Source organism: Natrialba sp. PRR66 (genome assembly GCF_034808065.1).
Taxonomy (GTDB): Archaea; Halobacteriota; Halobacteria; order Halobacteriales; family Natrialbaceae; genus Natrialba; species Natrialba aegyptia.
This window is the reverse complement of record NZ_JAXHGN010000001.1, coordinates 263,905-279,531: the sequence shown is the minus strand read 5'-3', so window position 1 is coordinate 279,531 and position 15,627 is coordinate 263,905. Positions and strand designations below refer to the sequence as shown.

The 15,627-nt window shown below is 62.7% G+C and carries 13 protein-coding genes and 1 pseudogene; 7 read left to right on the top strand and 7 right to left on the bottom strand.

The window, feature by feature from the left end; translation table 11 throughout:
- Positions 1 to 231 precede the first annotated feature (231 nt).
- Entirely contained in the window at positions 232 to 2,397 is a 2,166-nt protein-coding gene (gene metG / locus SM755_RS01345) for a methionine--tRNA ligase (RefSeq protein WP_323171118.1), read from the top strand.
- 564 nt (positions 2,398 to 2,961) lie between these two features.
- On the opposite strand, the pseudogene SM755_RS01340 reads toward metG, so the two are convergent.
- Positions 2,962 to 3,248 (bottom strand): annotated as a pseudogene (locus SM755_RS01340) (GYD domain-containing protein).
- 117 nt (positions 3,249 to 3,365) lie between these two features.
- Here SM755_RS01340 and pyk point away from each other — a divergent pair.
- Both pyk and SM755_RS01330 read left to right on the top strand, forming a co-directional pair.
- On the top strand, positions 3,366 to 5,120 hold the full coding sequence (gene pyk / locus SM755_RS01335) for a pyruvate kinase (RefSeq protein ID WP_323171117.1): 1,755 nt from the start codon (positions 3,366 to 3,368) through the stop codon (positions 5,118 to 5,120).
- Between the two features lie 139 nt (positions 5,121 to 5,259).
- Entirely contained in the window at positions 5,260 to 5,685 is a 426-nt protein-coding gene (locus tag SM755_RS01330) for an adhesin (RefSeq protein ID WP_323171116.1), read from the top strand.
- 26 nt (positions 5,686 to 5,711) lie between these two features.
- Here SM755_RS01330 and SM755_RS01325 read toward each other — a convergent pair whose 3' ends face one another.
- Positions 5,712 to 6,179, bottom strand: a complete 468-nt coding sequence (locus SM755_RS01325) for a DUF892 family protein (RefSeq protein WP_323171115.1) — start codon at positions 6,177 to 6,179, stop codon at positions 5,712 to 5,714.
- A 145-nt stretch (positions 6,180 to 6,324) separates the two neighbouring features.
- On the opposite strand from SM755_RS01325, the gene SM755_RS01320 reads away from it, so the two are divergent.
- The gene (locus SM755_RS01320) at positions 6,325 to 7,152 is read left to right on the top strand and encodes a hypothetical protein (RefSeq protein ID WP_323171114.1); all 828 of its coding nucleotides are present in this window, start codon (positions 6,325 to 6,327) and stop codon (positions 7,150 to 7,152) included.
- Positions 7,149 to 7,832 carry a cyclase family protein gene (locus SM755_RS01315; protein WP_323171113.1) on the top strand — a complete coding sequence of 228 codons (684 nt, stop codon included), beginning with the start codon at positions 7,149 to 7,151 and terminating at the stop codon, positions 7,830 to 7,832. Before SM755_RS01320 ends, SM755_RS01315 begins: the two co-directional genes overlap by 4 nt.
- Before the next feature lie 17 nt (positions 7,833 to 7,849).
- Here SM755_RS01315 and SM755_RS01310 read toward each other — a convergent pair whose 3' ends face one another.
- From SM755_RS01310 to SM755_RS01290, 5 genes are all read right to left on the bottom strand, one after another.
- Positions 7,850 to 8,581, bottom strand: a complete 732-nt coding sequence (locus SM755_RS01310; protein WP_323171112.1) for a diphthine--ammonia ligase — start codon at positions 8,579 to 8,581, stop codon at positions 7,850 to 7,852.
- A gap of 48 nt (positions 8,582 to 8,629) precedes the next feature.
- Positions 8,630 to 10,102 carry a DUF373 family protein gene (locus SM755_RS01305; RefSeq protein WP_323171111.1) on the bottom strand — a complete coding sequence of 491 codons (1,473 nt, stop codon included), beginning with the start codon at positions 10,100 to 10,102 and terminating at the stop codon, positions 8,630 to 8,632.
- Between the two features lie 152 nt (positions 10,103 to 10,254).
- Positions 10,255 to 11,256 carry a signal peptide peptidase SppA gene (gene sppA / locus SM755_RS01300; protein ID WP_323171110.1) on the bottom strand — a complete coding sequence of 334 codons (1,002 nt, stop codon included), beginning with the start codon at positions 11,254 to 11,256 and terminating at the stop codon, positions 10,255 to 10,257.
- Positions 11,257 to 11,462: 206 nt separating this feature from the next.
- The gene (locus SM755_RS01295; protein WP_006110091.1) at positions 11,463 to 12,344 is read right to left on the bottom strand and encodes a coiled-coil protein; all 882 of its coding nucleotides are present in this window, start codon (positions 12,342 to 12,344) and stop codon (positions 11,463 to 11,465) included.
- A 337-nt stretch (positions 12,345 to 12,681) separates the two neighbouring features.
- A complete protein-coding gene (locus SM755_RS01290; protein ID WP_323171109.1) occupies positions 12,682 to 13,764 on the bottom strand; it encodes a tubulin/FtsZ family protein in 1,083 nt (360 codons plus the stop codon).
- 148 nt (positions 13,765 to 13,912) lie between these two features.
- Between SM755_RS01290 and SM755_RS01285 the strand changes: the two genes are divergently transcribed.
- Together SM755_RS01285 and SM755_RS01280 are read left to right on the top strand one after the other, a co-directional pair.
- The gene (locus SM755_RS01285; RefSeq protein WP_323171108.1) at positions 13,913 to 14,338 is read left to right on the top strand and encodes a DUF5791 family protein; all 426 of its coding nucleotides are present in this window, start codon (positions 13,913 to 13,915) and stop codon (positions 14,336 to 14,338) included.
- Positions 14,339 to 14,629: 291 nt separating this feature from the next.
- Entirely contained in the window at positions 14,630 to 15,514 is an 885-nt protein-coding gene (locus SM755_RS01280) for an SDR family oxidoreductase (protein ID WP_323171866.1), read from the top strand.
- Positions 15,515 to 15,627: the final 113 nt, after the last annotated feature.

Below are 15,627 nucleotides of genomic sequence, written 5' to 3'. Positions count from 1 at the left end.
CGACGCGGACTGTTCTCGTCTCATGCGGATGTAGTGACAGCGCCGTCTCCGGGTGGAGTGCCGCGAACGCGACCGGTCATACGGAATACAGGCTGCTCGCGGCGTCGAAACCCGGGTACTCGAGTTCAGCTGTTCGCCGGCTGTGTTCGCGGTTTATGAGTGACAAGAAGCGCACACCGGCGAGAAATCGAAACCGGCGGGTTTTACGCCCGCGACCGACTGATCACGCATATGAATACTACCAACGACGACTTTCCGACGGACCGCCCCGCGGTCGTGACCTGCGGGTTGCCCTACGCGAACGGCGACTTGCACATCGGTCACCTGCGGGGATACATCGGCGCTGACGCGTTCAGCCGTGCGCTCGAAACGCTCGGCCAGGAAACGGCCTATGTCTCTGGGTCGGACATGCACGGCACCCCAATCGCCGTCAACGCCGAGCAGGAGGGGGTCGATCCGGAGGAGTTCGCCCTGGAGTGGCACGAACAGTACGCCGAGACGTTCCCGAAGTTCAACGTCGAGTTCGATAACTACGGCCACACCCACGACGAGACGAACACGGAACTGACCCGGGAGATCGTCCGCACGCTGGACGAGGAGGGGTACATCTACGAGAAGGAGATCCAGGTCGCGTACGACCCCAACGCGGACCAGTACCTGCCCGACCGCTACGTCGAGGGAACCTGTCCCTACTGCGGCGCGAAGGCCCGCGGCGACGAGTGCGACGAGGGCTGTCAGCGCCACCTCGAACCGGGCGAAGTCGAGGATCCGAAGAGTACGGTCACCGGGAACCCGGCGGAGTACCGCGGGCGCACGCACAAGTTCTTCGAGGTTTCCGAATTCGCGGACTTCCTGACCGAGTTCCTCGACGGGCTCGAAGGGACGTCGAACGCGCGCAACCAGCCCCGCCAGTGGATCGAAGAGGGGCTGCAAGACTGGTGTCTTACCCGCGACATGGAGTGGGGGATCGACTATCCCAACGGCGACAATGAGACGACCGAGGACATCGTCCTCTACGTCTGGGTCGACGCACCGGTCGAGTACATCTCCTCGACGAAGCAGTACGCAGAGCGCGTCGGGACCGACGAGTACGACTGGCGGCGCGTCTGGGAGGACGACGGCGAGATCGTTCACGTCATCGGTCGCGACATCATCCAACACCACACCATCTTCTGGCCCGCGATGCTCGAGGGTGCCGACTACAACACGCCCCGCGCCGTCGCCGCGACCGGCTTCATCACGATCAACGGCAAGGGCCTCTCGACGAGTCGCAATCGTGCAATCTGGGCGAACGAATATCTTGAGGAGGACCTTCACCCCGATCTGCTGCGGTACTACCTGACGACCACCGGCGGCCTCCAGCAGGACGTGGACTTCTCCTGGGACGCCTTCCAGGAGAAGGTCAACGGCGAGTTAGTGGGCACCGTCGGCAACTTCTGGTACCGCTCGCTGCTCTTTGCCTACCGCAACTACGAGGGCACCCCCGAGGCGGACGTCTCCGAAGAGGTGTCAGAGCGCATCGAAGGGGCGATCGGCGACACCCGCGAGGCCGTCAACGACTACTCACTCCGGGACATCGGGCAGGCCGCGACCCAGCTCGCCCAGTTCGGCAACGAGTACATCCAGCGCAACGAACCCTGGAAGCTCACCGACGACGACCCCGAACGGGCCGCACAGGTCATTCGCGACTGCGTCCAGATCGCCAAGGCCGTCGGCGTCCTCCTCGAACCTATCGCACCAGAAAAGGCCCAGCGCCTCTGGGAACAACTGGGCGAAGACGGCGACATTGCGGACGCCCACCTCGAAGACGCGCTCGAGGCACCGCCCCGAACCTTCGACGAACCCGGTGAACTCTTCGCGAAAATCGAAGACGACCGCGTCGACGAACTCAACGAGAAACTCGCAGAACGCGTCGCGGCGGCGGGCGGCGACGAAGACGAAGACGAAGACGAGGACGAGGACGAGGACGAAGCCGAAGGCGAAGAGACGGAAACCGAAACCGACGACACCGCCTCGGACGAATCGGCTGCCATGGCAGACACAACCGCAGACACCGACGCCCTCGAGCCGCTCATCGAGGACCGCATCGGTTTCGAAGACTTCCAAGAACTCGACATTCGCGTCGGCCGTATCGAGTCAGCCGAAGGAATCGACGGCGCGGACGACCTCGCGAAACTCGAGGTCGACATCGGCTTCGAAACCCGCCAGATCGTCGCCGGGATCAAGCAACTCCACGACCTCGACGAACTCCCGGGCGAAAAGTGCATCCTGCTTGCGAACATGGAACCCGCCGAGCTATTCGGCGTCGAATCCAACGGCATGATACTCGCTGCAGGTGACGAGGCGGACCTGCTGACGACCCACGACGACGCCGTCGTCGGCGAAAAGGTGCAGTAGACGGCCGTTCGAGTTCACGTTCTCGATTTCGCTTCTGTGATCGCAATTGCTCACGCTCGCTTTCGAGACGACCTAGCGGCGATAACGGAAGCGACGCCAGCAGTACCGATCCTTGGTTACCGGACCCAGCATGAATATAAGAGTGACATGGGGACTAATATAGGAAAATTTTGGTCAAGGAGAACAGTAGCGCGTATATTGGGATTCGCTATTGGAATGAGTGTATCTAACATAATACACTCGCTAATGAATGTAACAAACACCATAGCAGAAATAACAATGTCAATTGTCTGTATATATGTGTTAGTCACTCTTCTAGAACGGACGATACCAATGGAAGAGACTACAGAAGATGGGGAAATAATGCGATTCAACCGCTGAACGTGGCTTCAATATCTTTGATAGCAGTTTTGAGGCCGATGCCGAGATCGTCGTCGACACCGGTTAGAAAATAGAGTCGATTGAGATTTTCGCCTGTTTTGCCTCGGTAATCGCCACCACCGTGCTAGGTGAGCAGCGGGAGATTCTGCTTTTCGATCCCTCAATCCCCACTCTGATCCCCGATCACACCTCGTCCACTAACTGCGAGAACTGCGACGTATCGATGAGCGCCATCGTCTGCGCGTTCAATCAGTGGCAACGAAGCGTCAGTGCCGATTTGAACGCGGCCCTCTGTCTCCGGTCTCGAAAATCGCCAGAAAATCGTGCTCGCCCAGGACCGTGTACGCATCGCGTAACGCAGCGCCGTGCTGGTCGAACTCGGCTCTCACCTCGCCCCAAATCGTTGCGAGATCCTGCGCGTGTTGTCCGTCCCGGTTCTCGAGTTCGATGAGCGAGGCATACGTTGGCAGATCACGTCACTACGCGTGAATACTGAAAACGGTTGCCATGGCACATGACGGGAAAGGATACACTCGGCCCCGAGTAAGTCACCTATCTTTTTGCCCGTGCTCGCGATAGCACAAGGCATGAGAAACGCAAAGATCGTCTGTACGCTCGGGCCTGCCTCGAGCGATCGCCGGACGATCCGGGACCTCGCGGACGCCGGCATGTCGGTTGCTCGGCTGAACGCGAGTCACGGAACTCGAGAGGATCGTGCCGCACTCATCGACCGCGTTCGCTCGGTCGACGAGGAACGAGAGAAACCCGTCTCCGTCATGTTGGACATGCAGGGGCCGGAAATCCGGACTGCGCCGCTCCCCGAGGGAGAGACGGTCACGCTCGAAACCGACTCGGAGATCAGGTTCGTCGAAGGGGACGATGCCACGCCCGAAACCGTCGGCCTCTCGCTGCCGGTTGGTGCCGTCGAACCGGGTGATCGAATTTTGCTCGACGACGGACTGATCGAGACGACCGTTCGCGAACGCGACGGCGACGCCGTGGTGGCACACGTCGATACGGGCGGCGAACTGGGCGGCCGAAAGGGCGTCAACGTCCCCGGCGTCGACCTGGATCTCGACGTCGTCACCGAGTCCGACCGCAAGGATCTCGAACTCGCCGCCGAGAAGGAAGTCGACTTCGTGGCGGCGAGTTTCGTCCGGGACACAGCGGACGTCTACGAGGTCAACGAGGTCATCGAGGACGCCGGCGCGGAGATTCCGATCATCTCGAAGATAGAACGCGCCGGTGCCGTCGACAACCTAGACGACATTATCGACGCCTCGGACGGGATCATGGTCGCTCGCGGCGACCTGGGCGTCGAATGTCCGATGGAGGACGTACCGATGATCCAGAAACGCATCATCCGCCGGTGTCGCGAGGCCGGTCTCCCGGTTATCACGGCGACGGAGATGCTCGATTCGATGGTCCACGCCCGCCGACCGACCCGAGCGGAGGCCTCGGACGTGGCAAACGCCGTCCTCGACGGCACCGACGGCGTCATGCTCTCCGCGGAGACCGCGATCGGCGACCACCCCGTCGCGGTCGTCGACGCGATGGACAGCATCGTCCGCGAGGTCGAACACTCCGAGGAGTACGCCGAACTCCTCGAACAGCGCGTTCCCGCCGCCGGCGAGGCTCGAACGGACGCCCTGGCACGCTCGGCGCGCTTTCTCGCCCGCGACATCGGTGCCGATGCCATCGTCGCGGCGACCGAATCCGGCTACACGGCGCTGAAAACCGCAAAGTACCGTCCCGGCGTCCCGGTCGTCGCCTCGACGCCGAGCCACCGCGTCCGCCGCCGGCTCGCCCTCTCGTGGGGCGTCACACCGCTGTACGCCGAAGTCTCCGATCAGGGAGCCGACGCCGTCGTCGAGAAGGCCGTCCAGGCCGCTCTGGAAGCCGGCGTCGCCGAAAGCGGTGATACCGTCGTCGTCCTCTGTGGCATGATGACCGAACTCGAGGGCGCGAATACGACGAACATGTTGAAGGTCCACGTCGCGGCGGAGGCGCTGACGACGGGCCGCGTCGTCGTCGAGGGCCGTGCGACCGGGCCGCTGGCCCGAGTTCAGGATGGCGATCTCACCGACGTACCGGAGGGGGCGATCCTCGCGCTGCCGACGGAGTTCGACGCGGAGTTTACGGGCGATGTCTCGAAGATCGGCGGCATCGTCAACGCTCGGCGAGGAATGACGGGGTATCCGGCGCTGGTAGCACGAGAGATGGACGTGCCGATGGTAAGCGGGGCGACAATTTCGGAGATGGAGGCGGGAACGGTCGTCACCATCGATGCGGAACGAGGAGTCGTCTACGAGGGCGACATTCGGGATCGAACGGATCGGTAGGAAGCACGGGGAAGCCGCTCGGGCGGTCGATCCTGGCCGCTGACCCTACCCGCGGGCCGACGAACGCGAGACGGGGCATACCGCGATCGCCTGTGTTCGGGACGGCGGATTTTTGACGCCGCGGCAAGTACGACACTGTATGGCAGATGAAACGTCCGGACCCGACAGCCGCGAAGACGACTGGAGCACGACGGAGACGGGTGTAACTGGGTCGGACGGATCGAAGGGAGCGGCCGACGAGCCGACCGATGGCGAGCATGGGGAGGCGGACGAGTGGGGGACAACCGCCGGGGCTGACCGGGCCCGTGACAGGGAACGGAGTGGTACCGAAACGGGATCAGCCACCGAACGGATTCCGATCGACCTCTCCGCAAGTGGGACCGACGCGGAGAACCGAGATGGCGAGCGCCACACCGGTGACGATGCGGACGACCCGTACGCACCCGAACCGAGTTCAGCGCCGGTCGAATCCGGCGATCCGTCCCTCGAACACATCATCTTCGTCGCGCTCGGTGCGGTGGCGACGATTCTCGTTCTCGCTCGCGTCGTGTTGGTTACGTTCTAGTGCCCGCCGTCCGGACTCTGGGCTCCCTATACTTCCGTGCGTTCCTGCGCTCGTTCGAGACCCGTCGCCGCCTCCGCTTTCGTCGTTTCGAGCGGCTCAACGACCTCGTCCGGCAGATTCATTCGATCCGCGAGTGCGAGCAGCGTCTCTAGCTTCGTGATCTCGAGTCGCTCGATCGACCGCCCGAGTTCAGCGTCGACGAGGTCGCCGAGGACCGGGTCCTGAATGTCTCCGACCAGATCGTCGCGCTCGCTCCGGAGCGCATCAAGCATCTCGCTCTCGATGACGCCCGGATCGGCCTCGATCGCGTCGAAGATCGGCTCGATGCGTCCGAGTTGCTCCGTTGTCGTCTCGCTGTGGGCCATGTAGAACTCCTCGAGTTCTTCGTCGGTGGCGGCGTCGGCCAGTTCCGACTGGAGGTCCTCGAGTTCGCGTTCGATGTGATAGAACTCGCGCAGCGTCCGGATGAACAGATCGTGTTCGTTCTCGATCATACCAAAGACGGCAGTGCCGACTCGCAAAGAGATTGGGCCGTCGTGTGAAACCCGGCGCTTGCGGTCACGCCGTGACGCCGGTCATCTCAGTTAGTCTACCGAACGCCTATGTGATCGCAGCGTGACCGTCGAGGTGACGACACCAATGCGTCGCCTCGCCACCGCCCTCCTCGTCGCGCTGCTCGTGACGGCTGCGGGCTGTAGCGCGTTCGAATCGTCGCCGGACACCGAGGAACGGGAGCCACTCACCGTCGACGATGAACTCGCTCCCGGCCTTCGCGAGAGCGGGATCACCGACACCGTTGCGCTTTCGACCGCTCACCGCAGTGAACTCGAGAACGCCACCTTCGAACGGACACAGACGACGTATCGGTACGACGAACACGAAACCCTCAGCAACGTCGCGAACACGACACAGACCGTCACCGACGACGCAGCGTACTCCGTCCGAGAGAACGATCCCGAGTATATCGAAGCGAACGAAACACAGCACCCCATCCGCCGCCAAGAGTGGCGCTCAGTCGACGACGACCTCGGTCGCGTCACCGACGCGACTGGGGAGACGCACGTACTCTCTCAGACGGCCGGACCCGACTCGCCGAGTCTTCCAGTATCGATCCACAGATTCGACGAAGTCGAGCACTCGGTTGCCGTCGAACAGACCGCCAGAGGGGCCGAGCGCTACCGACTCACAGGAGCCGGAAATCTATCCGATGGGACGTTCATGGCGTTTAATACAACCATTACACCATTCGGAGTTATTGAAACCTACGAGATCAGCCTCCGATGGACGGTCGACGGCAACCAGCAGACACGAACAACCGTCGGCGAGTTCACCCGCGGCGACGACATCGAACTCGAAAAACCGGCGTGGGTCGACGACGCGCGGGCCGCACTCGAAGCCGAAACACAGTCGTTCGAGAGCGAAAGAGAGGGCGAGAGAGACAGCGAAATGACCGACAGCGACCCATGACCTACTACGACCTTAGCCACTCGATTCGGTCCGATATGCCCGTCTTCCCCGGCGATCCGCCGGTCGACATCACGCCGACGGCAACGGTTGCCGACGACGGCTATCACGTTGCCGCACTTCACTGTGGCAGCCACACCGGGACGCACATCGACGCGCCGAGTCACGTCTTCCGCGACGGATCTGCACTCGACTCGATCGCCGTCGACGAGTTCGTCTTCGACGCCCGACTCGTCGACTGTACCGGGAAATCGCCACGGGAATCGATTGAGGCGGCCGACTTACCCGCCCCGGACGGCACCGCGGATTTCCTGCTCTGTCACACCGGCTGGGACGAGTACTGGGGCACGGATCGGTACTTCGATCACCCGTACCTGACGCCGGGGGCCGCCGAACACTGTCGTGAGGCAGGCTGGAGCGTCGGTCTGGACACGCTTAATCCGGACCCGACGCCGACCGAGAACGCAACGGGTTCGGAACCAACGGGGTTTCAAGCCCATCACACGCTGCTCGGGGACGGATCGTTCGTCATCGAGAACCTGACCGGCCTCGAATCGCTGCCAGCGGGCGATTCGATTTTCACGCTCGTCGCCTTTCCCCTCCCAATTGCGGAGGCCGATGGGGCACCGATTCGAGCCGTCGCGATCGACTCTGACGACCAATTGGACGACGGTTCGTTCTGACGACGGCTCGGTGCAGATTACGCGAGTTCGGCGTTCAGAATCCGTATCGTTCCACGCGTCCCGTCCCAGTCGGTCTCGTACTCGAGGTCGATCCGTCGATCCATATGCGGCCCGTCGACGACGAGCGTCTCGAACTCGCCGCCCTCGCCGAGAACGTGGACGCCGTACTCCTCGTTGAGCGTCTCGAGTTCGGCGATGGCTTCGCGGTCGAGCGTACGCCCGAGCCAAGACTCGTCGAGTCCGTAGGCCGCGGTTTGAATGATCTTGATCTCGAAGCCGGCGTCGAGCATCGCCTCGGCGAGCGCTCGCGGGTCTTCCTGCCACAGCGGTGCGAACAGCTCACAGTCGAGGCGGTCGCACATCGCTTCGATGCGGGTCGTCTGGAACTCGCTCTCGACCGCACCAGCTGTGACGCCTGCGATGCCCCCATCGAGATCCGCGTTCAGTTCCTCGAGGGCCACTTCGAGGGGTTCGAGTTCGGCGTCGCCCTGGGCGCTCGAGTCGCGGGCGGTGTCAGCCTGGAGGTCTGCAGGGTCGACATCGACGAGGTCGATGCCGATGCTCTCGGCCGCCAGCGCGGTGAGATCGGTCGCGGGGACGTGGTACATGTAGGAGTCCTCGGAGGGATGGACCGTGACGAGTCGGTCCACGTCGAGGCCGGTTTCGAGGGCTCGATACAGCGCCCACGACGAGTCCTTGCCGCCGGAAAAGAGGCTCACCCACGCGCCGTCTGCGTCGCTGTCGCTCATAGCAGAGGGTGGGAGCGGGGGAGTAAATGCGTGACGAGTCGCGGGCGATTAGCGGTCTTCGGCATCGGGTTCTGACGCGTCCGTCTGGGTGTGCTCGCGGCCGTCGTCGGACTCGCCCCCACCTCCGGACTCGAGTTCCGGGTCGGCGTTCGAACCAGTGCGGGTATCTGCACTGCCAGCCCTAGCGTGCTGTCCAGTTTCAGTTTCAGTTTCACCGTCGCTGAACTCGGTGCTATCGGCGTCGGTTACAACCTTGACGTCGGCTGACGGCGGTGTCGTCGACGCGGGTTGGTTTGACCCCGGTCCGCCGTCCGTGAGTTCTGATTGAGGACGGGTTCTCGGGTTCCCGTCACCGGTTCCTGGACCTGGTCCTGATCCTGATCCTGATCCCGGGGTCGAGTCGTCGTCCGAACTGCTCACTGCGGTTGCGATCCAGGCACCGATCAGGCTCACCAGAATCGCGCTGATGACGAAGACGGCGAGCCGTTCGCCCGGCGCAAGCGAGAATCCCTCGACGGTCAGCGGCCCGAGTTCGGTCTCCACGATCGTAATCGAGGAGAGTAACTGCTGTTGTTCGAGGAAGTACGCGGAGAAGCCGCGGATGACGAGACCGACGGCGACGGCGATAAACGGCAGGTTGAGGTAGGATCGCCGAACCGGGTCTTCGCCGATGATCTCGTCTAACAGTCGCCCGGCGCTTGCGGTAAGGCCGGCCATCGTCAACCAGGGAACGCTATCGAACGCGAACTGTACCGCAGGAATGCCGATTCCAGTGGGACCGTCGAGATTCGAAACGCCGAGTGCGCCGACGAAAAAGCCAACGAGTGTGAGCCCCGCCGCAACGACGTAGGTGACGACCGAGACCTGTCCGGAGTAAAGCGACTCGCGCACCTGGTGTGCGAACCCGGTTATGATTTCGTCGATGCTGAACCCCTTGTAGAGCAAGAACAGGCCGATAACGGTCGTAATCGCGGCGGCCCCCTCGGCCGGAGCGACGACCATCGCAAGAATCGGGAAGACAAGCAACGTGAGTCCAAGCGGAACCAGAATCGTCTGTCGGAGTTCTTCGTCGGCGAGAAATTGCTTGAGCAGGTAGTACGTCGACTCGATATCCCGGGCCTGCCGGACGACAACCCGATCGACCGAGTCGACCTGAACGCGACTTTCGACGATCGGAACCAGCCGTTCGTCCTCGCCGCTGTCGATGACGACGACCGCCGAATCGGGGTCGTGCTGTGCAATGAGGTCGTCGAGCTGGCGGGCGACCGCCCTGTCCGCCGAGACCATCGACTCTCGGTCACCGGAGACGACCGCGACGATCGCCTCCTCGTTCTCGTCGCGGAGGTTCTGGCCGACCCGCAGCGTCTCGAGAAGCGTATTGACTCCCGAGTCCTCCGGGTCAGCAAGTCCGATATCGGTAACGAGAGCCCGAACAGCCTCCCAGCCGACGATCGGCGACTGAAGTCCAGTCTTCCGACCGACATCGTCGGTCCGGTCGAGACAGACGACCAGCGTTGTCACGGTTATCCGTGCATTCCGTACGACGATAAAACCATTTATCGCAACGTGCCTGCGGGCTGCTCGCGGGCATACCCCCGTCCGCCGCAGTACTATGCATCACGCAAGTACCACGCGGTGGGCACCACTCCGAGTGGCGAGCAGCAAGCACCGACTCAGTTTCGCAACCGAAGCCGGAACTCGTGGTCGTCTGCAATCCCGGCAACTCCAGCCCCAAACGCGTACGCAATTTGCTGTGCTCCCGTTCCGAGCCGCGCCATCAACGGCCGTTCCGGCTCGAACTCTTCGACCGTCACCTCGTCCGTCCGAAGTCGCTCCGCCAACTCGTCTTCGAGTTCGCGTCGCGTCCCGAGCGTATCGACGAGCCCCAGTTCGTGGGCCTGCTCGCCGAGGTAGATCCGGGCTTCGGTCTCGCGGACGAACTCGGGTTCCAGATCGCGGCCGTCGCTGACCCGGTCGACGAACGTCTCGTAGTAGTCGTCGATCAGTCCCTGGAGATAGGCGCGTTCGTCCTCGTCGAGTTCTTTCAGCGGCGTGCCAGCGTCCTTGAACTCGCCGGCGGCAAAGCGCTCGTAGGAGAGCCCGACTTTTTCGGCGAACTCGCTGGCGTTGACCCGCGAGCCGATGACGCCGATCGAGCCGACGATCGAGCCGTCGCGCGCCCAGAGTTCGTCACAGCCACTTGCGATCCAGTAGCCGCCGCTTGCACAGACGTCAGTCGTGTAGGCGATGGTCGGGCCGTCGAAGCGCTCGGCTGCGAGGCGAATGTCCTCGCTCGGAACGACCTCGCCGCCGGGCGTGTTCAGCTTCAGGAGGAGCGCGTCGACGTGGTCGTCCTCGTCGGCCCGGTCGATCTGATCGACGATGTCGTCGGCCGGCGTCGACTGCGGGCGTGACGGGAGCGGTCCGCCACCGCCGTCGCGGGTGATCGGGCCGTCGATCGCAACTTCGGCAACGTCGTAGTCGGGAAACAGCGATGCTGCGATCGACCCCGCAAACCGGATCCCGACGAGGATCACGCCGAGCGCGATCACGACGCCGAAGAGTTCGGCGAGCGTGGCGGGATAGACGAGGAACAGCCATAGACTGGCGATTGCAATGACGACGGTCCCCGCGACGATGACGGCGAGTCGATTAGCTCGTTGCGCCTCGACCAACGGCTCCACCTCGGTTCATACTGCTCTGTCTGTGTGCTGTCCTGTTAATCGTTGCCGTCCACAGGCGACGCTCGCAGCTGAAACAGGGTCGAACGTGATGTGGAACGCGAAACGTGAAACGTAGGCGTGGGACGTGAAACGCGAACTACGAAACGCAAAACATGCCATACTCGACCGTGAGACGAATCGAGCGAGCGCAGACGACCTTAGAGCAGCCCCGTCTTCTGGAGCTTCATCAGGTCCTCGGTATCGAGGGTTTCGCCTTCCTTGAACTTCTGATAGATCTCCTCGGCCTCTTCTTTGGCTTCCTCTTTCTTCTTGTCACGTTCGGACTTGCGCTCTTCTTCTTCCTGCTTGTCGAGTTCGCGCAGGCGCTTCTGGACGCGAACGAAGTCCTCGTGGTGCTGGTCGGCCGCTTCCTGGGCCTCGACGAACTTCTCGTGCATCTCGTCGGCTTCGTCACGGATGTCGTCGGCCTCGCGGTAGGCCTCGATCATCTGGTTGTGATGTTCCTGGGCCTTGTCCGCAAGCTCCGTGACCTTCTGGTGGTGCTGGGAGGCCTCAGAGCGAACTTCCTCGGCTTCCTCGACGAGTTCTTCGAGGTCCTCGTTCTGCTCGAGTTTTCCCTTGCGCTCTTCGTACTCCTCGCGCTTGTTCTCGATCTTCTCGATGAGTTCCTGCTCTTCCTCGCTCGAGAGGACTTCGGTCTGCTGTTTGAACTCGAGTTGCTCGATTTCTTCTTCGAGTTCTTCGAGGTCCTTGCCCTCGTCGAGTTCCATGTCCGACTTGAGCTTCTCGACCTTGTCGAAGAGTTCGTTGGCCTCGGCGTTGAGTTCGTTGCGGCTCTCCTTGTGTTCCTGGACCTTCTCGTTCAGTTCGTCGCGTTTTTCGCGGTGTTCTTGGGCTTCGTCGACCTTTTCGCGTGTCTTGGCGTTTAAGTCGTCGCGGCTGGAAGCCCGTTCGGAGGCCATCTGGTTCAGATCGTTTCGCCGGTCTCGAAGCTGGCCGGCCATCTTGATGAGCTGTCCTTTGGAGTTGTTTTCGAGGTCGTCGTCTGTCAGTTCGATGTTTTTCGATTCGTCTACCATGTGTTAGTCAAACCTCTGTGCCATACCCGCACCGGAGTAGCGACGGTCGGAGCGAGGTGACAGTGTGTCGCCACGGCTCCGATCGTAGTCCTGTATACAGCAATCGCTCACAATCTGCGAAATCCCGGTGAATAAGATTTCCTGTCATCGATCGTCGAGCGATACGCGCCCCGGTGGCGTTCTGGTAACGGTGTCTACTGGTGCTTGCAATTTAAATGTACCGGTCGTAGACCCCGTGAAAACCGTTATCAGGGGTCGTGTTCCGGCTGCGCTCGTTCGTGCGTCGCGATCAGCGCGGCGTATAAATGGACGCCGAGTCCGCAGGGTGGCGGCGGAGTTAAAAGAGATTCTCGAGCCGATCGTCGGTGAACTGCTCGACGTGATCGGTTTCCTCGCGTTCCTGTTCGCGCTTTGCCTCGCGTGCGCGCTCCATGAACTCCTGGATACGAGCGGAGCGTTCGGCCCCGCCGAGGAGGACGAGCGCGCCGAGGCGGTCACTTTCGAGCGGGAAGTCCCCGCCTCGAACCTGCATACTGCCGGTTTCGTCCTCGAGCCAGCGCCGTGACTTCTCGACGCCTTTCCGCGGGATCTTCTCGGGATCGCCGGCGATGACGAGCAGCGCAGAGTCTGCCGTCGTCGCGTCCGGGAGGCTTGTCCCAGTCAACAGCGCCTGGCGCGAGACCGTCATCGCCGTTCTGATGTTCTCGGCACTATCGTCGCTCGCGATTTCGCTCGCGTAGCCGAGCGTTGCGATGCCGCCGCTGCGGAGCGTGTTGATGACTTCGCTCGAGTCGACGACGCTTTCGCCGACGCCCTCGACGGCCTCACCGGAGGCGAACAGCAGTCCGACGCGTCGAGCAATCTTCTCGTTGATCGTCTCGAAGGCACCCTCGACGCTTTCGCCCTGTTCGTGCCAGGCGTCGTTGTCGATCAGGAGCGTCGCGTCGGCTTCGCGCACGATGGTCTTCAGTGAGCGGCCGGCGTTAGCCTGGTAGAGCGCGCCTTCGTTGCGCCCCGGCAGGACGCCGAGGGCGTACACCGGGACGTCGTAGACTTGCTGGAGGTGATGGACCAGGACGGGCGCTCCGCCGCTACCGGTTCCGCCACCGAGCCCGGCGACGACGAAGATACCCTCGGCGCTCGAGGTCACGCGGCCGTCCAAGGACCCGAGTACCTGCTGGATGTCCGACTGCATGATCTCGGTTCCAAGTTCGTTATCGCCGCCGACGCCGTGGCCGTTGACGCGGTCTGCACCGATCAGTTGCGTGTCGACGACCTGGAGGGACTGGAGGTCGGGTTTCGCGGAGTTGACTGCCAGTGCACCACGGACGGCACCAAAGCCCATGTCCGCATCGAATCGAGCGAGCCGTTCCGTGACCTTCCCACCGGCCTGACCGACTCCGATCAGGGCAACTTTCATACAGATATCGTATAAGTGCACCGTGTTGAACGTTCCGGTGTCCGTACCTGTTTACGGGCCCAGTGCCGTTCAGCACCGCCGCTCACGTCGGTCGCCGCAGAACGCCCGAATGGCAATCCACTTGTGCCAGCCCGCAGTCACACCCGGTATGTTCCACGAACAGCGGATGACGGTCCCCGACACGCCCGCCGATCTGCGCGCCGAGTACGCCGCCGATCTCGCCTCGATCGTCGACCGACACGGCGCGGACGAACTCGCCGACGGGACGGCTCTCGACCGCGAGACGATCGCGAACCTCGATCGCGAGACGGTCGGTACCCTCTCACTCGAAGACGCCGCCGAGATCCAGGCCCACGCCGAATCGGCCCCCGATGCCGACACCGTCGTCACGATGGCCTGCGAACACCTGCTGCTCGGCATGTCCACCGCCGTCCTCGACGTGGACGCCGTCGAGAGCGAACTCGAACTCGAGTTAGATGCAAAGGAGATCCAACAGAAAATCGAACGTCGCGCACCGATGTCGTTCGAGGAGTACGTTCACCTGCAGTTCGTGATCGTGGACGCTGCCCCCTGATACGAACTTCTAACAGCCAGTGCCGGCACAGCCGTGACGCCGCAGAACGGTCGCAGCTGTGCCGGAAACTCGGGATAGCAGACCGGCTGAGTCCCGCTCCCGCGGTGACTCGTATCGAGTGCAGTCACAGTCGCAATTACGATCGCGATCACAGATACACCCCCAGTCACAGTCGCAATTACGATCGCGATCACAGATACACCCTCAGTCACAGTCCCAATCACGATCACAAACACAGCCCCAGTCACAGTCATTATATCTCCGCACCCGCGAGTTCATCGCATGACCGCAATGCGCGTTGGGCTGCTTGGCTGTGGCTACGTCGGGCTCGAACTCGGCCGACAACTCGCGGCCGGCGGCCACGACGTAATCGGCGTGCGACGCTCCGACGCGGGACTCGACGCCATCGAGGCCGCCGGCTTCGAGGCCGTCCAGGCGGACGTGACCGACCGCGCTGAACTCGAGACGGTCCCGGACGTTGATGCGATCGTCTTCGCGGCGAGCAGCGGCGGCAGGGGGGCTGACGCGGCGCGCGAAATCTACGTCGACGGGCTTCGGACGGCGATCGAAGCCTTCGGGGAGCGCGAGACGCCGCCGGACCGGCTCGTCTACACCTCCTCGACGGGCGTTCACGGCGATCACGACGGGGACTGGGTCGGCTCGGACACGCCGATCGAGCCGACGACGCCGAAAACCGAAGTGCTCGCCGAGGCAGAGCAGATTGCACTCGAGTATCCCGCCGAGTTCGGTATCGACGGGACGGTCGTTCGCTATGCGGGGCTGTACGGGCCCGACCGGTACCGCCTCGAGCGATATCTCGAAGGGCCGGTTACGGCGGGGTACCTGAACATGGTTCATCGGGACGATGCCGCTGGTGCGGTTCGCGTTCTCCTCGATGCGGATCTCGCTCGCGGCGAGGTCGTCCAAGTCGTCGACGACGAGCCCGTCGACAAGTGGACGTTCGCCGACTGGCTGGCCGATGCGTGCGATCGGGAGCACCCGCCGAAGCGGACGAAAGCGGAGCGCCTCGAGGCGGGCGACCTCTCGGAACCGGCGCGTCGTCGGATTCTGACGAGCAAGCGCTGCGGAAACGACCGGCTCCGAGAGTTGGGGTACGAGTTCAGCTATCCGACGTTCCGGGAGGGGTATCGGGAGGCGGTCGAGGCGATTCGGTAGGCAACGTGCTGGCAAGGGCGATCAACCGGCAGCGGGTTCGAGTAGTGGAGCTGTTGACCGGTCGATAGCGATCCGAGCGGCGATACCCGGATCAAAAACCGTCACGAATGGGG

Excerpts from the sequence above, each read along its gene's own strand:
- pyk (WP_323171117.1), top strand. The coding sequence starts at position 3,366 with ATGAGAAACGCAAAGATCGTCTGTACGCTCGGGCCTGCCTCGAGCGAT.
- SM755_RS01325 (WP_323171115.1), bottom strand. The coding sequence starts at position 6,179 with ATGATCGAGAACGAACACGATCTGTTCATCCGGACGCTGCGCGAGTTC.
- SM755_RS01290 (WP_323171109.1), bottom strand. The coding sequence starts at position 13,764 with ATGAAAGTTGCCCTGATCGGAGTCGGTCAGGCCGGTGGGAAGGTCACG.
- SM755_RS01295 (WP_006110091.1), bottom strand. The coding sequence starts at position 12,344 with ATGGTAGACGAATCGAAAAACATCGAACTGACAGACGACGACCTCGAA.
- metG (WP_323171118.1), top strand. The coding sequence starts at position 232 with ATGAATACTACCAACGACGACTTTCCGACGGACCGCCCCGCGGTCGTG.
- SM755_RS01315 (WP_323171113.1), top strand. The coding sequence starts at position 7,149 with ATGACCTACTACGACCTTAGCCACTCGATTCGGTCCGATATGCCCGTC.
- SM755_RS01285 (WP_323171108.1), top strand. The coding sequence starts at position 13,913 with ATGTTCCACGAACAGCGGATGACGGTCCCCGACACGCCCGCCGATCTG.
- SM755_RS01330 (WP_323171116.1), top strand. The coding sequence starts at position 5,260 with ATGGCAGATGAAACGTCCGGACCCGACAGCCGCGAAGACGACTGGAGC.
- SM755_RS01310 (WP_323171112.1), bottom strand. The coding sequence starts at position 8,581 with ATGAGCGACAGCGACGCAGACGGCGCGTGGGTGAGCCTCTTTTCCGGC.
- SM755_RS01320 (WP_323171114.1), top strand. The coding sequence starts at position 6,325 with ATGCGTCGCCTCGCCACCGCCCTCCTCGTCGCGCTGCTCGTGACGGCT.
- SM755_RS01280 (WP_323171866.1), top strand. The coding sequence starts at position 14,630 with ATGCGCGTTGGGCTGCTTGGCTGTGGCTACGTCGGGCTCGAACTCGGC.